This is a genomic window from Parendozoicomonas sp. 209JJ7-1, from assembly GCF_058147085.1.
Genome location: NZ_JBYVJU010000001.1, coordinates 297977 through 320827 on the forward strand (window position 1 = coordinate 297977; position 22851 = coordinate 320827).

A 22851-nucleotide genomic window follows, 5' to 3' on the forward strand; every position below is an offset into this window, starting at 1 on the left:
ACTTTCTCTCGCTACAGTCGGTTAAATCCGACAGCTCCCTGGGCGACAGATTAATAAAGAATAAACAAAAAACCGGTTTTCCTCGCAAGGAAAACCGGCTTTTCTTTTACCACTTAGTGGAATTTATATTCAAAGGTCATGGAGGCACCATAGCTGCGACTCTTTCTACCTTTAGTTCTTTCCAGATCAAAAGCAATGGAGCTGTTCTCATATAGTTTGGAATTCACACCCAGAGTGACCCAGTTGAGTTTACGGTCACGCTGCCTGCGTCTCTCCGTTACATTCAAACCTCCACTCTGGTGCATAACAGCTTTGAAATCATCAAAGTGATTCAACTGAATACCAGCACCTGCACGTATATTCGTATCAGAACCGGGCACCCGGTAGGAGGCCATAACACCATAACGGCCAATATGATCCCGACGGCTGCCACTGCGAACACCGACCTTCCTACTCTGGCTGTTCTTCAGGCTATAACTTCCCGTCTGGCTGTTCAGGTACAGAAACTCAGCCATGGGCGTGACCGTCAAGCCAGGCACAGGGTTCACATGAATATCGTATCCGGCACCCAGCCAGGCCGCGAGTTCTTTTGTGGACATATCGCCTTTCAGGGTGGAGCCCGTAATACTGTCTGTGCCCCTGGCAGATGTTCCGTGATATCCCAGAGTCAGCGTGCCATCAATATGGAAATTACCCCTGTGCCAGAAAAAGAACGGTCCCATACGTATGCTGTTGTTATCCACATGACCACTGGCGGGTGTCAGGGAAGAGCGGCTGCTCTGGGCCGCCAGCATCACGCCCACCAGCCATTCATTATCCAGCACTTTGAAAACACCGGTTTCCAGACCAAAGTCCTTCTGGGAAAATCCGGACAATCCTGATACGGAGCGGGCAGAGAAACGCTGTCCAAAGGTGCGTGCGTAGGTGTATACCCCCCCACTTTGCAGACCCACGACCTGTTCCAGCCCACTACTCAAGGATAAGACCAGCCCATCAACACGCTGCAGTCCCCGCACTGGTGTATTGCCATCTCCCCTGCGGAAATCAGAGATCGTTCTGTGATGACCGGAGAACAGCTGAATAGCGCCACTATTGCGGGCTTCTGTGTCTATTGATGACAGGTCTGCAATCAGCCCTCGATCAAACGCAGGTTTAGCCTGTATCTGTTGTACCTCTTGTACCTCTTCCTCTTGTACCTTTGCCGTAGCCTCTTGCGGGTGCTGTTGTGGTTCAGGCTTTACAGGAGCAGCCTGTTCAGCTTCAACCGAGACAAATTCTTCCTGGCCTCTTTCCTCGGGAGCGGCTTCCATCACTTTATACTCAAACTCCTCGCTTTCCTGAGCTTCAGAGAGTACAACCTCTTCACTTTCCAGCCCGCTGTCACGGGTGGCGAAAGACCGAATAAATTCCTGACAGTCACCAGGTTCCTTTGATTTCGTCGTTGCAGGTTCTTCCAACTGCACCACAACTGACGGATTTGTCTTTGTACGCCTTTTAGTGCGCTTACGGAGGTGACTTGAATCCTCTGAATCGGTATCTGCAGTACGGCTTGCCGCATAGGGAATGCTGCCTGATACATCAACGGGAGCCTCACCGATTTTATTTTGTTCAGCAGGCGCCTTTAACTGATCTAGCTTGCTACCCTTTTCCTGTCGCAGCCTTGCCATACGCCTTAAACGTCCACTCTCATCAGCTTTTACAGTCTTTTGTACAGGTTGCTGGTTATATCGGACAGGTGAAGTGGGCTGTAAAGGCGTTGTAAATTCCTTACGGACCAGATCTCGTTCCGGATTAGCAGAAACAGGTGTCACCGGTTGGGCGACAGTGCCAACCAGGGCCACCGAATTCTCCCCACGAGCCTTATTCATATCATAAGGAGCAAAGGTGCCCTGTTCGGTTGTTACTGGCAAATGTACGCGACCATCCTGGTAAACCGGTTCTACGGCACCTTTCAGGTTTTTATCTATACGTACATAGCCGATGTTGTTTGAAGCTGGTGTTTGCTCCATACCCCGCAGTTGTAACTCATAGTTTGGTTTCTCAACAAGATAAGCTTTTGTAGTGATCTGTTCAGGAACATTTACAGTTTGAGCAACGGTTGTCGTCAGCTTTTGCCACGCAGCCTGACCAGCAGGGGCTTTGCCATAATGGGCCGGTGAAGTTGGCTGTAGCGGCGTTGTATATTCTTTACGGACCAGACCTCGCTCCGAATTAGCGGCAGCAGGTGCGACAGGCTGTGACTGAACGACTGAGCCAACCAGAGCAACAGCACCCTCCACGCGGGCTTTATTCTGGTCATAGGGCAAAAAAGTGCCCTGCTCCGTTGTTATCGGCAGGTATACACGCCCATCCTGATAAAGCGGTTCAACGACATCCTTCAGGTTTTTATCCACTCGAATATACGACACGTCTTCGGCTGTCACAGGTAACTGCTCTGCCCCCAATAATTGCAATTCATGGCCAGTTTTTTCAACCAGAAAGGCTTTCGTAGTCATCTGCTCGGGAACCGAAATGGTCTGCGGAACGGTTGTAGTCAACGTCTGAGGTGCCGAACCTGACAGCTTAGATACAGAACGCAAACCGGAAGTGTCAGGAGTCTGACCTTTAACTGCAAGAAAATCATAAGCTCTGGATACCTGTGCAACAGGAGTCGTTTGGTGGGCAACAGACTCAGAAGACAATTCAGAAGACAATAAAGGCGAAAAGGTTTTATTTCTGATTGAGAGAACAGATTCTTTGCCCGCTGCTGTTATGCTTCCAGCGTCTTTCAGAGTTTTCATGCGTTTGTTACGCAGCCTTCTCTGGCGACTGGCATGGATATTGTCGGAATATTCTGTCTTCTCTATTTTTTCCCGCCGGGGGGCAAAAGTGTCATCCCTGCTTTCAAGAACATCATTCACAAAACCTGTAAAGGAACTCCAGACATCAGCCCGGGTATATGGCGCGGAACACATCAGGAAAAAACATATCCATGCCACGACAGCGCGGCTTTTCCCTTGCCTCCAGCCCCGAACCTGCAGCCTTTGTACATCCATGCTCATAGGAAACTCCTTTTACCTATTACAATATCCCTGTCGTTCTGCCCGAAAGCGGAACTGTCTGGATGGTTAGATACGGGAATGACTCTGGAGTTCCTGCGACTTTAGTCTGATTTTGAAGGTAGGCAAGCAAAAAAGAAGACATTTCCTTATTTTTTACTTTAAACGCAGATGACTGGTCTTAAGGGCTGTTGCGTTTTTCTGCTCTGTTAACATCCGTAGTGTCTCAACTCTTCCTGCAATATCTCCATTCTGTCCGCTATTTCCTGTTCCATTCGATAGTTATAGTGCTTCAGAGCCTTAATATTCTCGTCTTCTCTTCGCTGCCCGCTTGTACCCAGCACCCAGTCAATCATGCATCCACAGGCTTTGGTCACACCCTTAGCCACTTGCCAGCCAACCAGGACTGAGCCCACAACTATGCTGAAGAACATAGCCGGCTGGGATACCACTGCATAAGGCATATGCACGCCGGTTTCCGGATCAACAAGATTCTTGTCACTGAACAGATGAAACTGCAGGCTTGCCCCAGCATTGGCCAGAAAGTACGCGAGTACAACACCAGTTATTCCAATGATGCACTTCGCGGCCACGGCAATAACTTTTCGAAGAAACCCGGGTTTGCCCTTCAACCCGGGCATTTCTGGCACAGAATCCGGTGCTGCGGCATTCTCATATGAAAACTCTGAGCTTTTATCAACAACGGACATCTTCCTGCCATGAAACTCAGTAATTTTTTCCGCTGCGGGGCTCCGGTAATCAGCCCCATTCTGCAAGCTCCGAAGGCGTTTTTCTACTTGGTCCATATTATCCCTTTCCTTTATCATTCAAGCTGTTACAACCCGGCACTGTTTCCGGAAGATGCTTTCCGTATCTTTTTTTCAATTCATACAATTCCCGCCACTGCTTTTGCAGCACCTCAGCATGACGAACAAGTTCATCCCTTGTCCGGGTTCTAACATGGGCCTTTTCATCCTGCCCTCCCCAACCCAATATGCCCCAGGCTCCGTCATAGATCAGCTGCAACTGCGACACGGCCATAGTCGTCGCTCCGGCCAGGCCAACCAGATTGCAGTGCTGGCCGATTGTCGCCCCGGGTTTAATGGGTAGAATATTCACAACACCAAATCGCCCGACAATCGGGCCAAGAACAACACCGGTAACAGCGGCTATGCAGAAAGAAAATACCTGCCAGAGGGAGGGGATAAGGCTGACAGCCATATCCTTCAGCTGCTTCTTGAATGGAGCCGAAGCTTGACTGGCACTGTCTGCCCGGCCTTCAGCCAGTATCGACCTAAGGTCTTTAAGAGTTGATACCCGGCCATGGCTTTTACTCTGTTTCGCCGCCGTCATGGAACCGGCAGCCCCTGCACCAACTCTCACCCTGCCGAATTCACCTGCCATAACGCAACTCCCTTGCTTATTCGGCCAATATTTATAAGTTACTGGCACCTTCGACCTGTATCACTTTGGCCTGGTTCATGGACTGTACACTTACCATGACAACACTGTCAGATTTCCTAACAGGCAAAAGAAAACCCGCCGAAGCGGGTTTTCCTGGCAATACCTTGCTCATTATCACTTCACTCTGCGCCTCCCCCGTTGAGCCCCCTCCAGCTCTGGCTCATTCTTATGTTTAAGAGCAATAGTCTTCTCTTCAGGGAGATTGTTCTCAGTAGCGTTAGCATTGGCATTGGCATTGGCATTGGCATTGGCATTGGCATTGGCATTGGCATTGGCATTGGCATGAACGGAAGTCGCATGATCCTGCTTTTTCTGCTCTTCCTGCTTCTTCACTATGGTCTGAGTCACTGTACTTGTATCATCCAGGCTTTTACCCATCATAATCCTGGCCACGTTTCCGAAAAACCTTATAACCATTTTGGTAGAAAAAATTGATATAGTGCTCCTGGTGGCATAAATAGTATCAGAATTATTCGCCCATGATGTGGGCAGTATTTTGTGGGCCAGAACATTGGAGCTTCTGAAACAGAAATACGTAGCCAGAATCTCGGGAATACTCTTCACGAATGTCCAGCCTGTGTCCTTGGTCAGCGTCCAGCAACCATCCGCAAGGCGCTTGTATACGCTAACTTCGCCTTGAACCTGACCATCCTTAACGTGGGTCTTGCCAGGCACAGCCTCGCAGCTTTTATTCCTGAATGGTATGCGGCCTCTAATATCGGGCATCCTAGCCCAGCAGCCACCGATATAACCTTGCACTTTATGTAACATTTCCAACCTCCAAAGATGTCTAAACCCTGATCCCAAACTTCTACCCCGAGGCAGAAGTGGCCCGCCGGGCTTTGATGGATCAGAAATGTCTGGCCAGGGACCAGAAGCCAGCTCCCCGAATACCCGGAATGGCTGTACTGCCCCTTATTGACTGATCGGGAGAGGGAGAGTTCGCTCCTGCCAACTGCTCTGTCAGCAGAGATAACGGCAAAACGACTGAAAGCGTCTGTTTATGGGGTGACAAAACGGGTTACCAGAGATAACAACCCAAGTGCGCCCCTATTGGTAACAACTGTACAGAAAAAACCAATAACTATTTATTTTTCTCAATAAAATAATAGGTATCTATCACAGGGTTAAACTCGGCGGCATATTCCCATACAATATGAACCACTCTTTTCAACAGCCAACCGGTTCTTAGGGGCTCTTAAATATGGCGTCCAAACTCAACGTAAGGCATGCCAGCCAAGTAGCCTGCCGGGACTGTAGCCTGAGTCCATTGTGTCTACCCCTGGCGCTGAAAATCGAGGACATTGACGACCTCGACGAAATCATCAAGCGCGGGCGACCCCTGAAAAAAGGCGAACATCTGTTCCTGGAAGGCGATACATTCCATAGTGTTTTTGCGGTTCGCTCCGGCGCCCTGAAAACATATACATCAACCAATGAAGGTGAAGAACAAATCACAGGCTTCTACCTGCCCAGCGAACTGGTCGGGTTAAGCGGGCTGGATACAGACACCTACCCGGTTTCTGCCCAGGCCATTGAGACCACCATGGTCTGTGAAATCCCCTTCGACAAGCTCGAAAAACTCTCCGACAGCCATCCGGCCCTCCGCCGCCAGCTGATGCGGATTATGAGCAAGAAGATCCGCGAAGATCAGCAGATGAAACTTCTGCTGTCGAAAAAGAATGCCGACGAGCGTATCGCGACCTTTCTGATCAACCTGGCCAGCCGATTCCGACGCAGGGGCTTCTCCTCACAGTCATTCCGTCTTTCTATGTCCCGGAATGAGATGGGAAACTATCTGGGCCTGGCTGTAGAAACCGTAAGCCGGGTATTTACCCGCTTCCAGAAGGCTGAACTGATCCATGCCAACGGTAAAGAAATAGAAATTACCAGCGCCATGGAGCTGTGCACCCTTGCAGGTGGTAAACTGAGCGACACCCCTGAAGTTGTGAATATTCAGTAACCATGCCTATGAGCGATACAGCCTTTAACGAAAACCACCTCCGAAGCCTGATTCGAGCCGTCCCTGACTGGCCTGAACCGGGCGTTATGTTCCGGGATATCTCCACGCTGCTGAAATCTCCAGAAGGGATGCGCATGGTGCACAGCACCTTCGCCGAACGCTATCGGGAGAAAGGCATCACCCACATCGGTGCCCTGGATGCCCGGGGCTTCCTGCTCGGAGCCCCCCTGGCGGATACTCTCGGCCTGCCCCTGGTAATCTTCCGCAAACCGGGCAAACTGCCTGCGGAAACCATCCGGGAAGAATACGCCCTGGAGTACGGTAAGACCGCCCTTGAGGTTCATGTTGATGCCATGAACGCTGGTGACACAATTGTCCTGATTGATGACCTGATAGCCACAGGTGGCACGCTGCTGGCGGCCCACAAACTGGTTAACCGGCTGGGGGGCAGTGTCGCGGAAGCTGCGGCGATTATTGACCTGCCCGCCCTGGGTGGTTCCGCCCTGCTGAAGCAGGCGGGTATTCCCACCTATACCCTCACCAGCTACTGAGCGCTTTTCTTAAGCCTCCCAGCTCTTCACCACCAGCCTGAACCTTCAGGCTGGTTTATTTATGCCGATGTCAGTTTCTGTAACAGAACTTCTCAGTAACAAGAACAGGTTGACATGGGAATCTGCGCCAGGGAATTACGACAGCTCATTATCCGTCCCACACTCCAGCATTTGAGTATGTGGAGCCCTACAACAGAGAACCTGCTATTGGGAACAGCCGCCCAGGAATCCGGCCTCGGGGAACACCTGCAGACAGAACACCACAACGCTTACGGCCTGTACCAGATCACGCCAAGAATGCACCGCAATGTCTGGGACAATTTCCTGGCCCACCAGCCGGAACTGGCCAGTAGAATCCGCGGCCTTGCCAGCCAGCATGAATTCCTCCAGCGCCCCCATGCGGAACTGGCCACCAATCTGGCCTATTCCACAGCCATAGCCCTGATGATCTACCTCCGGCGCGGGCGCCCCCTTCCCAAAAACAGCGCCGACAAACCTGCCCGACTGGCCCGCTGCTGGCATAATAACTTTCATGGCAAGCCCCAGGGCACGGTCGCTGACTTTATCCAGAATTACACCCGGCTGGTGAACGACCAGATTCTGGAACCCATTCGCCAAAGTTAAGTATTCACAACAAGCCTGTCAGAACCCTTTTTCTGCCGCCATAGTCAAAGACCCATTGAATACGCAGAGTGAAATATTCAATGGACACATTTTTCAGTCTTCCAGGCCCAGGAAATCAACATAAAAGTCTCCCCCAAAGCGCGGGGCCTTCCTGCACATATGCATCTGTGCCTCTGCCACCATCTCGCTTTACCGCGAAACCTGTCACTTTTCACACACTTGTTCAGAAACCAGAAACAAGCATGGACAAAGAAACTCTGGATCAATTGAAAACCCGCTGTGAAACGCTGATTGAACGGAGAAAAATCACATTACTCAGCAAACTCAAAGAAAGGCTTGAGCCTGAACTTGACAGGAGCCGTATCGGCTCTTTAACTCAATCGGGTGACGACTGGGCGTCGGCAACAAGAAGAAATATAGAAACTATTAATTCTCGGTTAGAAACCCTGGAAAGGGATTTATCGACGCAAATTGCACTCTCCAGCGCTGAAAAAAGCGCCATTCTCTCCCTTTGCGAAACTATCGCCAACAGTACGGAAAAACACATTCCACCTTTAAATACGCCGGAATACCAGGAAAGACAGAGAGCAGTAATGGAGTTAAAGAGCAGACTTATGAGCCAGGCCCAGGCCATTAAACCTGCGCTGCAGACACTCACCATTCACGCCATTAAGAAACAAATTCAGGTGCAGCAAGAAACCAGGCAACGCCTGGAACAGGATTTACACATCTCCCAACAGTTTGAGAAACTTCAACTGGAAACACCCTGCCATAACCCTGAATCCAGAAAAAGAGGCCGACGCCGTCAGGTGCCCGAAAGGGACGCCATATCCAGCAAACGCTTACGGGAAACAAAGGAAGTGAAAAAACAAAGAACCGGAAAACGTCGCCGTTAAATCCGGCACTTGAAGAAACTTAAAGGGAAGCCAAAAATTCGTTCGGGGTCACAGCCTCCTCATCCACCTGATGCAAGCGTCATACGGAAAGAGCAGAGGCAGTGCTTCACTCCGTTGAAGCACTGTATGAGATCTAGTTTTGGAAACGTCTTAACTGAGTCGCTAATTGTTCAGCAGGCCGAAGCTGCTCTGCTAATGCCTGAGCAGTTACTTCGTCATTTACCTGACGTGCGGTTTGAATAGCTTGCCGCGTTGTTTGAGAAAACAGTTCGCAGGATTTAGCTAAATAATCTGCGTTCTGTTGTACATCTGTACTTTGAGGTGGAGATTCGATCTTAGAGTATTCACTCAAATCCTGATAAGTTGCTGGAATTCTGGCTCCCATCATACTTATCCTTTCCGCTACCTCATTTGAAGGAGTAAAAGGCTGGATAGTTTGCTGTACTTGCGGTCGTGAATTCTGAACCTCCGGAGATACTGCTGAAAGGATTTGGGTAAACTCTGCAGATCTGTTGCCCTGTGTGTTCCATTGACAAGCCCGGATCTGGTTCTCAAGAGCCTCCCGCTCACAATATACAGAGTGTAACTTTTGAACAAGTTGCTCCTTTTGTTCCTGCTCAATACCCAATTGGGCTTCTTTCATATTAGCCATTGCTCTGTCCTACGATATGCTCATATGAGCAGAGTCACTGTACAAATGTTGCATAGCCAGTTCAATCAGTTTCTAAGACAATAAAAACATAAACCAACAGATTATAATTTATTCTCCGTATAACACGTAGTTCCAGGACGCTTACAGCGTACTTGATTTAGGCGTTATGTATTGCAAGTGTTCCACTTTCAGGGAGAACTTCTCGGTCTTGGTCTTGAGATATCTTTTCCAGCTCAGATATTTGATGTGGATGTAGCCAGGAGCGCAGAAGAGACCAAAATCTCTCCCTCGGGTTCACAGGTAGAACACTGTTTATGGGAGACAGTTCATATTTTCTACAAAACCACCTCATCTAGACGACAGATTAAAATAAAAGTAACATTTTAATCATAAAATAGTCGACAATCGGACAATCACAACAGGATGTTATGAGGTGCATAATGGAATTGTGTAATACCCGCACAGACGCAGTACGACCCTTCATCAATACATCATTCATACGGTGATCAGCCGGCTGACTGCGTGTTGGAAATACTCACCGGAAAACAGATTTTCCGGTTCATTACGGGCAAGGAAACCTGCCCTGTTTCAGAGCAATAAAAACCAAGGAAGAAATCATGGATGCACTGCTCAATATCACCAACCTGAAATCCGCCATTACCTTTCTTCATCTGGCCGGCCTGGCCTTTGGACTTGGAGGGGCATGGATACTGGATGTCTTTATTCTCAGGCACCTTAATAAATTTACAATTACCGAGGATAAATATCAGGTCATAGAGTTTGTTTCCAAACTCGTGCTTACAGGTTTAATTATTCTCTGGGTCTCCGGGCTGATGTTTGTCGCCTATTACTATCTCTACACTCCAGAATTCCTGTCCAATCAAAAAGTATGGGCAAAAACCTTCATTGTGACCGTACTTACCCTGAATGGTATTCTGGTTCATAAATCATTGCTGCCAAAAATCAGGAGCTGCCAGGGTAAAACCCTGCTGGATGGCCTGAATGATAAAGACCTTCGGAATATGGTTAGCATCGGAACTATTTCTTTTCTGTCCTGGCTGTTCCCGGTGGTTCTCGGAGTTGCCAAGACCCTGAATTTCTCTGCCTCTGCTGTAGAAATTGCCGGATTTTATCTGTTGTTCACCGGGGTATCCATTATTATTGCCACAGTGCTGACACGCCCCCTCCTGGATAAGTACAGAAATCTGGCTCAGTAAAGCGGTTTCTACTTCACATATCCTTGACACCTCCGAAGGTCGTCCGGAAGAGTTAGTGAGAAAAGACTGATCTACAGAGGTGTCCGCTATATCGCTGCCGTCCCTTGGGAGCCGGGAACGTCTCTTGCCTGGGTGAATCCTGCCAGGAGCCTGTCAGACTGAACCGACCGCAGGGAGAAAAGTCCGACAGCGGGCTAGCGGGTCATCTTCTTAACGAACACTACCACAAACAACGCAAGGGCAAAGTTACCAATAAACGCCTCAAGGGCTGCCAGCGTTCTGGATGGCCCCACCGGCGTTAAATCTCCATACCCCAAGGTGGTAAAAGTGACCACGCTGAAATACAGCGCATCAAGGAAAACCTGAAAGTTCTGTGTCAGCGTCAAACCTGTCTCAAAACGATGAACCGTGCCTTCCGAGGCCACACCGGCAATAAAGTAAAACAGCCCACACAGAACCACCAAAGCTGTTGAAAACATAAACACCCGAAACGGCCGCTCCCCATAGCCACAGAGCATATCCACTATTTTCGATGTCCAGCGTTGCCAGGAACCCAAAGGGTACTGATAACGCCGGAAGGTCATCTCCTTGTGGAAGAAGAGTCCTGCTTCATCAAACAAGCCATGGGCTTCACAGCTTTTGCGCACACTGCGGCACACTTCTTCCGCTTCACCATAAAGCAGGGAACGCTCTTCCGCTGTCTGACTTTTGCGCCTGCCAGATAACTGCTTCTCCTGGTAGAGAGTTTTGCCCCAGGTCACATGCGCCATACGACAGGAATCGAGTTTCAAGCCAAGCAGGTTAGCGCCGGAAAGGTTGGCGAAATTAAGGTTGGCACCGGAAAGATCCGCTTTCAGCAGGGAACAGTTCTGCATATTGGCCCGGTAGAGATGGGATCCCCTCAGGTTGGCCCGATGAAAGTCCACATTACTTAAATTCGGGCCATGGCCTTTTCCCGGACTGGATAAATTCAGATTCTCCAGATTCGCTCTGGCCAGCCTGAAGCCCGCAAGACTCACACCCTTGCGCACCAGAAGCTCCAGTTTTCCGCGAATCTCCGGGCCGCTTTTATCACTGTCGGGGTCATGCCAGAAACAGACAGACTTGCCGGTTACCCTTGGCTGCTGGCAGTGCATGTACTGACATGCCGGCAGTATTTGTTCCCGGGCAGAATCAACAGGCCGTTGATTATCGGGATTGAAAGAAGCCGAATCCATGGCGTTCAAAATCTCCAGAGAAACAGAGGATGTAAAAATTATAAATACTATACTGTGTATTGGCGCATTCCTGCTCCAATTTTATTTTAAGGAGGGTCGCCGTTATGCCTCTGTCCAAGCACCTGAATCAGTTTCTTACCCAGCAACAGGTTTCTTTCGAAACAGTGTCCCATCCCCGTACCACCAGCGCTATCCAGAATGCCATAAGCTCAAAGTTGCCGGCAACTACTGTGGCCAAGGCTGTGGTACTCAAGGATCCAGTGGATAATTATCTGATGGCTGTAATACCTGCCGCCCGCAGGCTACACCTGCAAGCACTGATGGACATTACCGATACGCCCCTGAAGCTTGTGCCGGAAGAAGAGCTGGAAAACTGTTTCACAGATTGTAAAACCGGTGCCATACCCGCCATGGGTCCGGCTTTTAATATGGAAATGATCTGGGATGACCACTTCCTTGGAGAAAAGGATATTTACTTTGAAGGTGGTGACCATGAAACCCTTGTCCATGTCACCAGCAAAGATTTCCAGAAGATGGCTGGAGAAGCCAGCCATGACCAGATCAGCCGACCACAACGGGAGAATGACTGGCCCTGACCGAAGCATGAAGGCTTAAACGGAGAAAAAGCGGCTTATGGCAATTAGCTGAAATACGCCGCAATACACACCAGCAGGACCATAACAAACAGGGTCCACTCTAGAGTTTTGCCCGAAGCTTTGACTGCAAATCTCACGCTGAAGTAAGCGCCTGTCATTGAGCCAATGGCCAGGATAAACCCTGGAATCCAGAGAACCAGCCCGTTCCAGACAAAGATCCCCAAGGCCAGCAGACTGAACACTGCAGTGCAGAGAATCTTCAGAGCATTGGCTCTGACCAGATCATAGCGCAGGCCACCGGCTATGGCTGCCAACAGCATAAAGCCCACGCCAGCCTGTACAAAGCCACCATAGACCCCAGCCAGAAAAAGCCCAGCCACAGCCAGGGGCTGAGACGACAACGTTCTTACATTCTCTCCTGTGGGGGAAATCATCGCCGGCTTGGTCACCAGCACCAGGGCCATAACCACCATGCAGCTTAACAGCACTGGTTTCAGTAAATCAGAGGAAAGCCAGGAGGCCAGCACTGCGCCAACGCCTGCTCCAAGAAGCGGAGGAATAACAATACCGGTCATGGAACCGGTATCCAACCGCCCGGCTTTATGGAAACCTTTCAGACCCGTTAGCGACTGCATCACAACACCTACCCGGTTGGTAGCATTGGCAACATCCGCAGGCATACCTAACAGCATCAACGCGGGAAGCGTCAACATGGAGCCGCCACCGGCAATAGTATTGATAAAACCTGCAACAACTCCAGCCAAAAGCAGCGCCACACCATTTACCAGGGTTAACTCATACATATCCCACACACTCCGGAGTCAGATTCTTGCTCTGGTTTTATTCCGGAGTGAATTGTAATGGCAACCGCAGGTCAAAAACACTAACAGCAAACCAGATAGCAAGCTAAACCGTCAGCATTTTCAGGGTATTCGTTTCCCCCACAACCGCCAGGGTATCCCCTTTAGTCATAAGAATACGGCTGCCACGGATCAGCAAGCCTTTCTGCAATAACAGATCTATGGCTGCCTGGTTCACTTCATAGCCGGTATTCATCACCGTGGGATCAAAAAGAAAAGCTTCAACACCACGATAAAGGGCAACTTTCCTGCGAGTTGCTTCTGAGCGGGTCAGGGCAAAAATCGGCAGACCGGAATTAATACGGGACATCCATAAAGGCGTACTGCCGGATTCGGTCAGGCAAATAATCGCTTTCACCTCTTCCATATGGTTGGCAGTGTACATGGCTGCCATGGCAATGGCTTCATCGGAACGAGTAAAGTTCCACTCCAGTCGGTGGGTGGACACCTGGGCCGCCGGCTGTTTTTCCGCTCCCAGGCAAATACTGGCCATAGCTTCAACAACATCATCAGGATGATTACCCGTGGCGGTTTCCGCCGACAGCATTACAGCGTCTGTGCCATCAAGCACCGCATTGGCCACATCAAACACTTCCGCTCGTGTGGGCAGGTTGGCGGTAATCATGGATTCCATCATCTGGGTAGCGGTAATCACCGGACGATTATGGATTCTGGCCCGGTTAATAATCTGCTTCTGAACACCCACCAGTTCGGCATCGCCAATTTCAACACCCAGGTCACCCCGGGCTACCATCACCGCCTCAGACGCCTGAATCACCTCATCCAAAGCACCTGATCGGGTAATGACTTCCGCCCGCTCAATCTTGGCAACAATGGCTGCAGAGCCACCGGCTTCCTGCAGCAGTTTCCTTGCCAGCTCCAGGTCTTCACCACAACGGGGAAAGGAAACCGCCAGATAATCCATGCCGATATCCGCCGTAATCCGGATATCCGCCCGGTCTTTATCAGTAAGGGCCGGAGCTGACAGGCCACCCCCCTGACGATTAATGCCTTTATTGTCGGACAACTGTCCGCCATTGATCACGGTACAGCAAATACGCTCTCCTTCAATGTTGTTCACCTGCAGGGTTACACGACCATCATCCAATAACAGTATATCACCGGGACTGCAGTCCCCAGGCAATGCACGATAATCCAGTCCAACGCTCTGTTTAGAGCCACCATTGGAATCTAACCCTGCATCAAGAACAAAGCTTTCACCGGATGCCAGTGTAATGGGGCCACCGGTAAACCGACCGATGCGAACCTTCGGTCCCTGCAGATCCCCCAGGATGGCGACGGCACATCCGGTACTCGCTGATATCCGGCGTACCTGCTCTGCTCTACGCCGGTGGTCGCCAGGTTCTCCGTGGGAAAAGTTCAAACGCACCATGTTCACTCCCGCCAGAATCAGCTTCTTCAGGGCTTCATCCGTATCCGTGGCCGGGCCGAGGGTGGCCACAATCTTTGTGCGTCTTAACATGGTCTGAAATTCTCGCTCTGCTTTCTGCATCTAATGTTCGTGTTACTCGCTCTTTTTACAGTGTATCCGGTTTCAATGACGCACAGATTTCATTTTGGAAGATCCGATCGTGATACTCAGGGCCGCAACAGCGGCCAGCACCCAGACATAATGAACGGAACCCGCCACTAACAGCGGCGAAATACCAGCGATAGAAGCAGCCATCAGAATCTGGGCACCCCAGGGAATAACACCCTGTACAACACAGGAGAATATATCCAGCAGGCTGGCGGAACGACGGGGGTCAACATTAGCTTCTTCACACAGATTACGGGCAACTTCACCGGAAGCCAGAATGGCAACGGTATTGTTGGCGGTAAACAGGTTACAGACAGACACCAGCAGAACAATGCCCGCTTCTCCGGCACGGACACTTAATGCTTCACCACGGGACAGCAGCCTGCGGATCGTGGATACCAGCCATTCCTTGCCCCCGCCCTCAGTCATCATACGACTGAGTCCGCCAATAAACATGGACAGGATCATGATCTCAAACATGCCTTCAAAGCCCCGGTAAATATCATCCCCCGCATTACCCAGGGAATAATCACCAATCAAAATACCCAGTACGGACGAGAACAGAATGCCACTCATCAGCACCACCAGAACATTCAATCCGCTGATCGCCAGGCCAAGCACCAGAAGGTAAGGCAACACCAGCACCGGGTTTTCAATCTCACTGGATACGGTCTCGCCCCCCTGGCCCAGAACCAGCAGCACAACAACCGTAATCAGTGCCGCAGGCAATGCGATAAGGGAGTTAAACAACAGTTTGTCCCGCATACTGCACCCTTGTGTGCGGGTCGCGGCAATGGTGGTGTCGGAAATCATGGACAGGTTATCACCAAACATCGCGCCCCCCACCACAGCGCCGACACAAAGGTCCAGGCCAAGGTCAGTGTTGGTAGCAATGCCAACGGCTACCGGTGCCATGGCTGCGATAGTGCCCATGGATGTGCCCATGGCTGTGGCAACAAAAGCGGATACGAGAAACATTCCTGGCAGCAGGAAAGGCCCCGGCAACAGTTTCAGGCCAAGAGCCACCGTTGTATCCACACCACCAATAGCACTGGTCACCTGACTGAATGCCCCCGCCAGCAGGAACACCATGCACATGGTGGCAATATTGATATCACCCACACCCTTCAGGAACGGATGAATACGTTCTTCCAGGGTACCACCAGCCAGTAGTACAGCCATAACCATGGCGGGCAGGACAGCGACCGGAGCCTTGATCTGGTAAAACGCAAACTCTGTTCCCTGGAAATAATGATAAAGCCCTCCTCCAAAGAAGATGGCGACAAAAACGAAGAGAGGGAGCATTGCCCGACCATTGGCCACTGGAATTAACTTCATATTGTGCTCAAGGTACCTTTTATATAAATATAAAAACGGAGAATGCTAACCATTGTAATTGTAGAAAGCCCTCTGCCAGGACCTAACGACCCATGAACAATTCAAGCAGAATTTCAGCCGAACCTTATCTCAACGGTAATAAACCCTGAACTGTTTGCAAATTCGGCGGTATCACAGGCTGGCTCCAAGCGAATATTATTGTTGGCGCTGAGTTCCAGGGTACGGATATTGGAATGGCTTTTCCCGGATAACAAGAAACAAAACAACCGTACTACACACGCAGAAAATCTCTGCTAGGCTTGCGGTCTCTGCCACGATTTTGAGGGAGGCAGCAATGAAACCGTCGATGCTTACAGGTCTGGTAACACTCCTTTTATACAGCTTTCACCTTCCATTACAGGCCGATACACCTGTTAACAAAACGCCTATACAGATTTTCGGCAGCGTGGAAACCCTGGCTCTGGGTACCACAGACTTCACCATGAATGCCCGCATCGATACAGGCGCAGATCTCTCCTCCATAGATGCCCGGAATATCCAGGAGTTCACCCTGAACAACAGAACCTGGGTACGGTTCCAGATTAAAGACAGAAAGAACGCAACCCGTCATAAAGAAGTTTCAGCCCCGGTCAAAGAACATATCCGCATTAAACGCCACGGACTGCCCAGTCAGTGCCGCCCTGTGGTGTGCCTGGCCATCACCATCGGCCAGAAGCAGACAATCACCGCTTTCTCCCTGGCTGACCGCAGCCACTTTGAACATCCGGTGCTGATCGGTAGAAATTACCTGCTGGGACAGGCCATCGTGGATGTCAGCCGCAGCCACCTGGCGGGGATGCCTACGTTTTAAATAAATTAAACAAAGATCCGGGCAACTACATAAAACTGCCAATCAACGACACTGTATGTGACCATTTGAGTCAGCTTTTCCATTAATACTCTGACATTGTCAGACATCACCTGCCCTACAGGACAAAAAACAATCAGAATATATCTATTCCAACCAGGCAGCGAAAATATGGCTCAATTGTTGCTGTAGCTGTATTATAAACAGCGAGGTAAGGAATACCTCGCGAAAATAAGAATATATCAGGAGGTAGTTTCAAGGATGATAAAAACGTTATGGCTTATCGGGTCTGTAGTCAGCCTGGTGCCTGCGTTTGCGCATGGCATGGCGGAGCCTGTTGGCCAATCAGGATGGTCTTTTCGAAGCAGCGACCTGAAACTGATAACAGCTACCGTACTGTTGACCCTGATTACCTATAACCTGTTTATTTTCCTGAAAGCAACCAAACGCAGCTATCTCCACTACTGCCTTTACGCCCTGTTGATGCTGCTCTTTCTGTTGACCAGCGAATACGGCCTCAGCCATCAAACCTATATTAGTATTGTCGGCTGGCAGCTGACATCACACCTGCTGCTGTTCTGTTCCCTGGCTGCCGCCATACAGTTTCAAATGTCCCTGATGCCCGTACGCCAAACCAATTACGCAGCTTGGACAACCTTGCAATTAATCCGCGGACTGACACTGACACTGGCGATTCTGGCAGCCCTGAACCTTGATACCCTGACATGGTTCTTTGCTGAAACCTCAGTACTTCTGGCCATAGCCTTTACAGGAATGCTGTTTGTCAGTTCACTGGTCCTGATGTTTAATAAAGCATCCGGAAGCAGCTTTTTCTGTGCCGGGTGGCTGATACTCTGCCTTGGACTGACCACAGCTGAAACTTTTCAGGTAGACAACTCCACGCTCAATTCCCTGCAATTGAGGGAATGGCTGTCCGTTTCTGCATTTATTGGCGTAACCCTGCACGCAGTTATCAACAGCCTGGCACTGCCCGCATTCAGTAACAAACGCTATCAGATGTTCCAGGTGGGCTATGCGCAGATGGAAACCAGTCTCCAGCGCCACCACAACCAGAGGCGCATGTACAACGACGCTGTACGACAATACCTGCATAATATTCCCAGCATGGATGAAAAAAGTGTCAGCACTCGCCTGCTGGAAGTGCTGGGCAATACCCTGCCTATTAGGACATCTGCCACTGTCAGCTGTCATGATGACCAGATAAACACTATCGCCCTGACGGTCAACGAACAGTTGTTCTTTGACGGAACATTAAGCAACATGCACGGACAGATGGCCGATATGGCCCACCACCGCCAAATTACCAGCCTGACCCTTACCATCGACCAGGAAGATGTCAGTTTTTATGTGATCCCCGTGCACTGGGATCACAACAACTGGATACTGGTACTGCTCCGGCCCCTGCCGGGCACTGGCCTTGACGCCGACCAGCTGCAGCTGGCCATGGATATTTCCAACCATGCCTGCACCCTGTTTATGGCCAGCCAGAATTACCGCAGACTGCAGCATGAAGCCGATGCTGACAGCCTTACCGGTGTCCTGAATCGGCGGGCTTTCTTTCGAGAAGCCCGCACACTAATCCATCGTCTGCAGGAAGAACAACAGAGCCTGGGGCTTCTTTACATGGACATTGATATGTTCAAACTCCTGAACGACAACCATGGCCACGCCTTTGGGGATCATGTCCTCAAGCAGTTTACCGAAGTGTGTCGGGACAACCTGCGGGAACGGGACATTCTTGCCCGTATTGGTGGTGAGGAATTTATTGTTCTTCTACCCCAGGCCGACCAGGAAGCGGCCACCAATATTGCCGAACGTATCCGCAAAGGTTTGCATGCCCTGGAATTTGCAGAGCTGGAAGGACGGTCCGTTACTGTCAGCATTGGTGTTGTGGACAACGAGTCCAGCGGCTATGAACTGCTTCATCTTATGGCCCAGGCCGACAAAGCCCTTTATCGTGCCAAAACGGAAGGACGCAATCGCACCATTACAGTCTCTGATGCAGTAGCCGGCCTGTAACCGGCCCTTTTTCTTTACCATTTACTGACCTTTATTATCATATACTCCATCCAGTCATTCCCGGAGATTCTCTAACCTATTGATCCTGCAGAAAAAAAACAACTTTACAAGCGCAGTCTTTTTCTTAAGAATTCCTTATTTATCAATTGGTACTGGATTAATACAATAAGTATGTGCAATCGGCTGATATTTCAGAAGTGCATCAGCTGCTGACATACAATTTCTGGTATCCGCCTCCGGATATCGTTATCTGTACTACCAGGTTTCACCATGTGGCCATTCAGAAAAAAACAGGGACTCAAGCCAGAGAAAAGCCGCACAACCAGCCACCTTGAGCTGGAAACCCGGGGGCAGAAACTGGTGGAACGCATTGCCAGCTCTCCCCATCAGGAACCCCTTGGCATCACCCTGATTATGGTGGCCTGGACAGCAGGCCCCGTAACCCTTCTTGCTGCCTGGAGCGCTACCTGGATTGGTTATGGCAAGCCCATAGATATGGAGCGTACCCTCTATTTCCTGGCCTATTCCGCCATTGCTGGCCTTTTGGGTATTATTACCAAGCTGATTTACAACACCACCCGGGGCAACCGGGAAACACTGGACGGCCGTCGTTTGCTGGAAGTCATCGACCGACTTCCGGAAATTATCTATATGACCCGGGACCTGCGCCTCGTCAACCTCAGTCCGGAAACACGACGTATTGAGTCTGCCGGTATTCTGCTGCGCAAGTTTGACCTGGGCCCGGAATGGGTCGCCGGCGCGATTGAAGACCTGACCGACGACCGGGAACTGGCCCGTCAGGCCGAACGGATTGAGCAGTTTCGCCGTGCCGGCCTGTATAACCGTATGCAGGATGTTGTGGGTGCCATTACCAAAAAGAGTGAGGAGTATGTCACCAACCTGCGCCAGACCCATCCCAAAATCGCAGCAGCCATGGCCTCCAGGCTCGCGGGGCAGGCACCGGATATTCGCCAGGGCCAGCCCCGGGAAAAGCTGTTCCTTGAACGAATCCTGGCAGCTATTGATCAGGAAAATGAAGAACTGATCACCCTCCCCGACGTAGAGCATATCCTTGCGCTCTGCTTCGAGCTGATGTGCGGCCGGAAAGTGACCTATCTGAAAGTGGAATATACCGGTGGCGACTGGAATCTGACCAAGGCCAAGGACCGGCTGGAACGTTGCCGTAATGACTTTCGCTTATCACGGGCCAAAGTCTACAGCCGCCTAAGAGCAGTGACCGCCTATCTTGATTACACCTTTCCCCGACAGGATATTCCCGCCGCTCAGGGCTTGAGCGTTCGCGTATTGCTGGACGCGACCATTGACGGCATTAATCGCCTGGCTTCGGAGGTTAACGACTGCCGTCGTCAGATCAACCAGACCGGCCAGGGCCTGCCTCAGCTCCAGTTCCGCCTGACCCAGATGGATAAAGCCATGAACCTTTACAGGGAGGTACACAGCGCATGGCAGAAACAGGGGCAGGAGAACCGGCGCTTCAGCAGGGCCCTGAAGGTGTGGCAGCAGCGCAGCCGTAACTGGCAGCAGGACAGCGGTCAGGACTTAAAGCGGGGGCTGAGAGTTTCACGGCAGATTATCTTTCTGGATGATGAAGCCAAAATCACCGTAGCCCGTGAGTTGCAGAATTTTCTGGAACGTACCCGTATTCGCCGTTACAGCAGACAGGGCACGGACAACAGCCCCGATGAAAAACCCCTGACCGTAGCCCGTGCCAGGGAGCTGGCCATAGAAACGGTATTGATTCTGACACCCCATATTCATCTCCATAATCCGGAAGTGCAGAGGGCAATTGATAGCAGTCCCCTATCCACCATGGCCCCCCTGGAGCCGGGTATGAGTCCCATGACCAAAGCCGCTCTTGGTCAGGCCATGGCTGGAGCCATTGAGATCGACCTCGGCCAGATGGCGGAAAAACTGGCCCAGAACCTGATTCGCTACTACAGGGTGCCCTTGAGTGAGGGTACAATCAATTTTCTGGTAAATAATTACCAGGCCAGTAGGGCCAGACTGGAGTTTATTGCCCAGCATGAAACACCCCACTCGCCCACCAATACGTTGACTGATCAGACTCTGAAAGTGCCGGATATTCTCCACCATTGGCAGAGCACCGTCTACAATGCTCGTCGCACCTTGGATCATCACCAGTAGATGGGGGCAGGAAACCAGTACCGCAGGAATTAAACGTGAATTCCAATAGAGAAAACAAAAAGTCCTTATAACGAACCCCAATAAGTATACATGCCGGAAAATTGATATATATCAACCTTCAGAGAGCATTCATCCTCCTATAATAAGGACGCCCTCCTACTGGGAATACGTTCAATTACAGTGTTTTCCGTTATCCCCCTACATGAAAAATACTGTGATTGTACACATTCTGAAAACCGTACAAACAGCACGGGAATTCTATGATTACGGAACACGTCGTCGATCTGTCACGATTACAGTTCGCACTGACCGCCCTCTACCACTTTCTGTTTGTCCCCCTGACCCTCGGCCTCAGCTTCCTGCTGGCCATTATGGAATCGGTCTATGTGATGACCGGCAAACAGGTTTACAAGGATATGACCCGGTTCTGGGGCAAACTCTTCGGCATTAACTTTGCCCTCGGGGTGGCCACCGGCCTGACCATGGAGTTCCAGTTCGGCACCAACTGGTCCTATTATTCCCATTACGTCGGCGACATCTTTGGCGCGCCCCTGGCCATTGAAGCCCTGATGGCATTCTTCCTGGAATCCACCTTCGTCGGTATGTTTTTCTTTGGCTGGGACAGAATGTCCAAAGTCCAGCACCTGGCCTGTACCTGGCTGGTGGCCCTGGGTTCCAACCTCTCGGCCCTGTGGATTCTGATTGCCAACGCCTGGATGCAGAACCCTGTGGGGGCAGAGTTCAACTTCGAAACCATGCGTATGGAAATGGTGAACTTTGCCGAAGTGATCTTTAATCCCGTCGCCCAGGTAAAGTTTGTACATACTGTCGCCTCCGGCTATACAACAGCGTCCATGTTCGTGCTGTCCATCAGCGCCTACTACATGCTGAAAGGCCGTGACATTGGTTTTGCCCGCCGCTCTTTTGCCATTGCCTCCGGCTTTGGTCTGGCAGCCATTCTGTCCACTATTCTGCTGGGAGATGAGTCCGGTTACACACTGGGTGATGTGCAACAGGTGAAGCTGGCAGCCATTGAAGCGGAATGGGAAACCTACGAAGCTCCGGCGCCGTTTACCGTGATTGGTATTCCCAACCAGGAGCGTATGGAAACCGAATACGCAGTGAAAATTCCCTGGCTGATGGGCATTATCGCCACCCGGACAATTTCCGAGGAAGTTACCGGCATCAAGGATCTGATTGACCGGAATGAGCTGCGGGTAAAAGACGGTATTGAAGCCTATCGACTGCTGGAAGAGCTGAAAGCCGGTAACGTAACACCGGAGAAGAAAGAAAACTTTCTTGCGGTTCAGGACACCCTGGGTTACGGCCTGTTGGTGAAGCGTTATACAGACAATGTAGTGGATGCAACCCCCGAACAGATTCGCAAGGCTGCGGAAAATACCATTCCCCAGGTGTGGCCCCTGTTCTTATCCTTCCGGATTATGGTGGGCTGCGGTGTGCTGATTCTGCTGGTATTTGTAACCGCCTTTATCAAGACCGCGCGCCGGACAGAACATGTCAGCCCTCGTTTCCTGAGAATTGTGCTGCTCAGCCTGCCCCTGCCCTGGATTGCCGCTGAGGCTGGCTGGTTTGTCGCCGAATATGGTCGCCAGCCCTGGACCGTGGCAGGCATGCTGCCCACCTGGCTGTCAGCCTCCTCCCTGACCGCCACCGACCTGTATATGAGTATTACCGGTTTCACCCTGTTCTACAGTGTGTTCGCGATCATTGAGGTTTACCTGATGCTCAAGTATGCCCGCCTTGGCCCCAGCAGCTTGCACACAGGCCGTTACTACCACGAAACCAAAACATCTGGCGATACTGCCATGAGCACACATTAAG

At 50.8% G+C, this 22851-nt stretch carries 20 protein-coding genes; 10 read left to right on the forward strand and 10 right to left on the reverse strand.

What is annotated here, in order from left to right:
• Positions 1–113: 113 nt before the first annotated feature.
• From ACY2RQ_RS01345 to ACY2RQ_RS01365, 5 genes are all read right to left on the reverse strand, one after another.
• The gene (locus tag ACY2RQ_RS01345) at positions 114–3041 is read right to left on the reverse strand and encodes an autotransporter outer membrane beta-barrel domain-containing protein (protein WP_490111144.1); all 2928 of its coding nucleotides are present in this window, start codon (positions 3039–3041) and stop codon (positions 114–116) included.
• Positions 3042–3247: 206 nt separating this feature from the next.
• Positions 3248–3844, reverse strand: a complete 597-nt coding sequence (locus ACY2RQ_RS01350; RefSeq protein ID WP_490111145.1) for a hypothetical protein — start codon at positions 3842–3844, stop codon at positions 3248–3250.
• A gap of 1 nt (position 3845) precedes the next feature.
• Positions 3846–4442 carry a hypothetical protein gene (locus ACY2RQ_RS01355; RefSeq protein WP_490111146.1) on the reverse strand — a complete coding sequence of 199 codons (597 nt, stop codon included), beginning with the start codon at positions 4440–4442 and terminating at the stop codon, positions 3846–3848.
• Between the two features lie 174 nt (positions 4443–4616).
• On the reverse strand, positions 4617–5228 hold the full coding sequence (locus ACY2RQ_RS01360) for a hypothetical protein (RefSeq protein ID WP_490111147.1): 612 nt from the start codon (positions 5226–5228) through the stop codon (positions 4617–4619).
• A 124-nt stretch (positions 5229–5352) separates the two neighbouring features.
• Complete coding sequence (locus ACY2RQ_RS01365; protein WP_490111148.1) at positions 5353–5517, reverse strand: hypothetical protein; 165 nt, start codon at positions 5515–5517, stop codon at positions 5353–5355.
• 189 nt (positions 5518–5706) lie between these two features.
• Here ACY2RQ_RS01365 and fnr point away from each other — a divergent pair, with 189 nt between their 5' ends.
• From fnr to ACY2RQ_RS01385, 4 genes are all read left to right on the forward strand, one after another.
• A complete protein-coding gene (gene fnr, locus ACY2RQ_RS01370) occupies positions 5707–6465 on the forward strand; it encodes a fumarate/nitrate reduction transcriptional regulator Fnr (RefSeq protein WP_490111149.1) in 759 nt (252 codons plus the stop codon).
• Positions 6466–6473: 8 nt separating this feature from the next.
• On the forward strand, positions 6474–7016 hold the full coding sequence (locus ACY2RQ_RS01375) for an adenine phosphoribosyltransferase (protein ID WP_490111150.1): 543 nt from the start codon (positions 6474–6476) through the stop codon (positions 7014–7016).
• A gap of 177 nt (positions 7017–7193) precedes the next feature.
• Complete coding sequence (locus tag ACY2RQ_RS01380) at positions 7194–7640, forward strand: hypothetical protein (RefSeq protein ID WP_490111151.1); 447 nt, start codon at positions 7194–7196, stop codon at positions 7638–7640.
• Between the two features lie 242 nt (positions 7641–7882).
• Entirely contained in the window at positions 7883–8536 is a 654-nt protein-coding gene (locus ACY2RQ_RS01385) for a hypothetical protein (RefSeq protein WP_490111152.1), read from the forward strand.
• 133 nt (positions 8537–8669) lie between these two features.
• Here the strand turns inward: ACY2RQ_RS01385 and ACY2RQ_RS01390 are convergent, their stop codons facing one another.
• The gene (locus ACY2RQ_RS01390; RefSeq protein WP_490111153.1) at positions 8670–9188 is read right to left on the reverse strand and encodes a ferritin-like domain-containing protein; all 519 of its coding nucleotides are present in this window, start codon (positions 9186–9188) and stop codon (positions 8670–8672) included.
• Positions 9189–9805: 617 nt separating this feature from the next.
• On the opposite strand from ACY2RQ_RS01390, the gene ACY2RQ_RS01395 reads away from it, so the two are divergent.
• The gene (locus ACY2RQ_RS01395; RefSeq protein WP_490111154.1) at positions 9806–10405 is read left to right on the forward strand and encodes a hypothetical protein; all 600 of its coding nucleotides are present in this window, start codon (positions 9806–9808) and stop codon (positions 10403–10405) included.
• 194 nt (positions 10406–10599) lie between these two features.
• On the opposite strand, the gene ACY2RQ_RS01400 is transcribed toward ACY2RQ_RS01395, so the two are convergent.
• Entirely contained in the window at positions 10600–11622 is a 1023-nt protein-coding gene (locus tag ACY2RQ_RS01400; RefSeq protein WP_490111155.1) for a pentapeptide repeat-containing protein, read from the reverse strand.
• Between the two features lie 104 nt (positions 11623–11726).
• Here ACY2RQ_RS01400 and ACY2RQ_RS01405 point away from each other — a divergent pair, with 104 nt between their 5' ends.
• A complete protein-coding gene (locus ACY2RQ_RS01405) occupies positions 11727–12218 on the forward strand; it encodes an aminoacyl-tRNA deacylase (protein WP_490111156.1) in 492 nt (163 codons plus the stop codon).
• A gap of 44 nt (positions 12219–12262) precedes the next feature.
• On the opposite strand, the gene ACY2RQ_RS01410 is transcribed toward ACY2RQ_RS01405, so the two are convergent.
• From ACY2RQ_RS01410 to ACY2RQ_RS01420, 3 genes are all read right to left on the reverse strand, one after another.
• Positions 12263–13021 carry a sulfite exporter TauE/SafE family protein gene (locus tag ACY2RQ_RS01410; RefSeq protein WP_490111157.1) on the reverse strand — a complete coding sequence of 253 codons (759 nt, stop codon included), beginning with the start codon at positions 13019–13021 and terminating at the stop codon, positions 12263–12265.
• A gap of 103 nt (positions 13022–13124) precedes the next feature.
• Positions 13125–14561, reverse strand: a complete 1437-nt coding sequence (gene pyk / locus ACY2RQ_RS01415) for a pyruvate kinase (protein ID WP_490111158.1) — start codon at positions 14559–14561, stop codon at positions 13125–13127.
• Between the two features lie 72 nt (positions 14562–14633).
• Positions 14634–15956 carry a Na+/H+ antiporter NhaC family protein gene (locus ACY2RQ_RS01420; RefSeq protein ID WP_490111159.1) on the reverse strand — a complete coding sequence of 441 codons (1323 nt, stop codon included), beginning with the start codon at positions 15954–15956 and terminating at the stop codon, positions 14634–14636.
• Between the two features lie 334 nt (positions 15957–16290).
• On the opposite strand from ACY2RQ_RS01420, the gene ACY2RQ_RS01425 reads away from it, so the two are divergent.
• The 4 genes from ACY2RQ_RS01425 (at position 16291) to ACY2RQ_RS01440 (ending at position 22850) form a co-directional block, all read left to right on the forward strand.
• Positions 16291–16806: an ATP-dependent zinc protease family protein gene (locus tag ACY2RQ_RS01425; RefSeq protein WP_490111160.1), complete on the forward strand. Its 516-nt coding sequence runs from the start codon at positions 16291–16293 to the stop codon at positions 16804–16806.
• Between the two features lie 258 nt (positions 16807–17064).
• Positions 17065–18843 carry a diguanylate cyclase gene (locus ACY2RQ_RS01430; protein WP_490111161.1) on the forward strand — a complete coding sequence of 593 codons (1779 nt, stop codon included), beginning with the start codon at positions 17065–17067 and terminating at the stop codon, positions 18841–18843.
• Positions 18844–19113: 270 nt separating this feature from the next.
• Positions 19114–21009 carry a hypothetical protein gene (locus tag ACY2RQ_RS01435; RefSeq protein ID WP_490111162.1) on the forward strand — a complete coding sequence of 632 codons (1896 nt, stop codon included), beginning with the start codon at positions 19114–19116 and terminating at the stop codon, positions 21007–21009.
• A gap of 260 nt (positions 21010–21269) precedes the next feature.
• On the forward strand, positions 21270–22850 hold the full coding sequence (locus tag ACY2RQ_RS01440) for a cytochrome ubiquinol oxidase subunit I (protein WP_490111163.1): 1581 nt from the start codon (positions 21270–21272) through the stop codon (positions 22848–22850).
• The last annotated feature ends 1 nt before the right edge of the window (position 22851 follow it).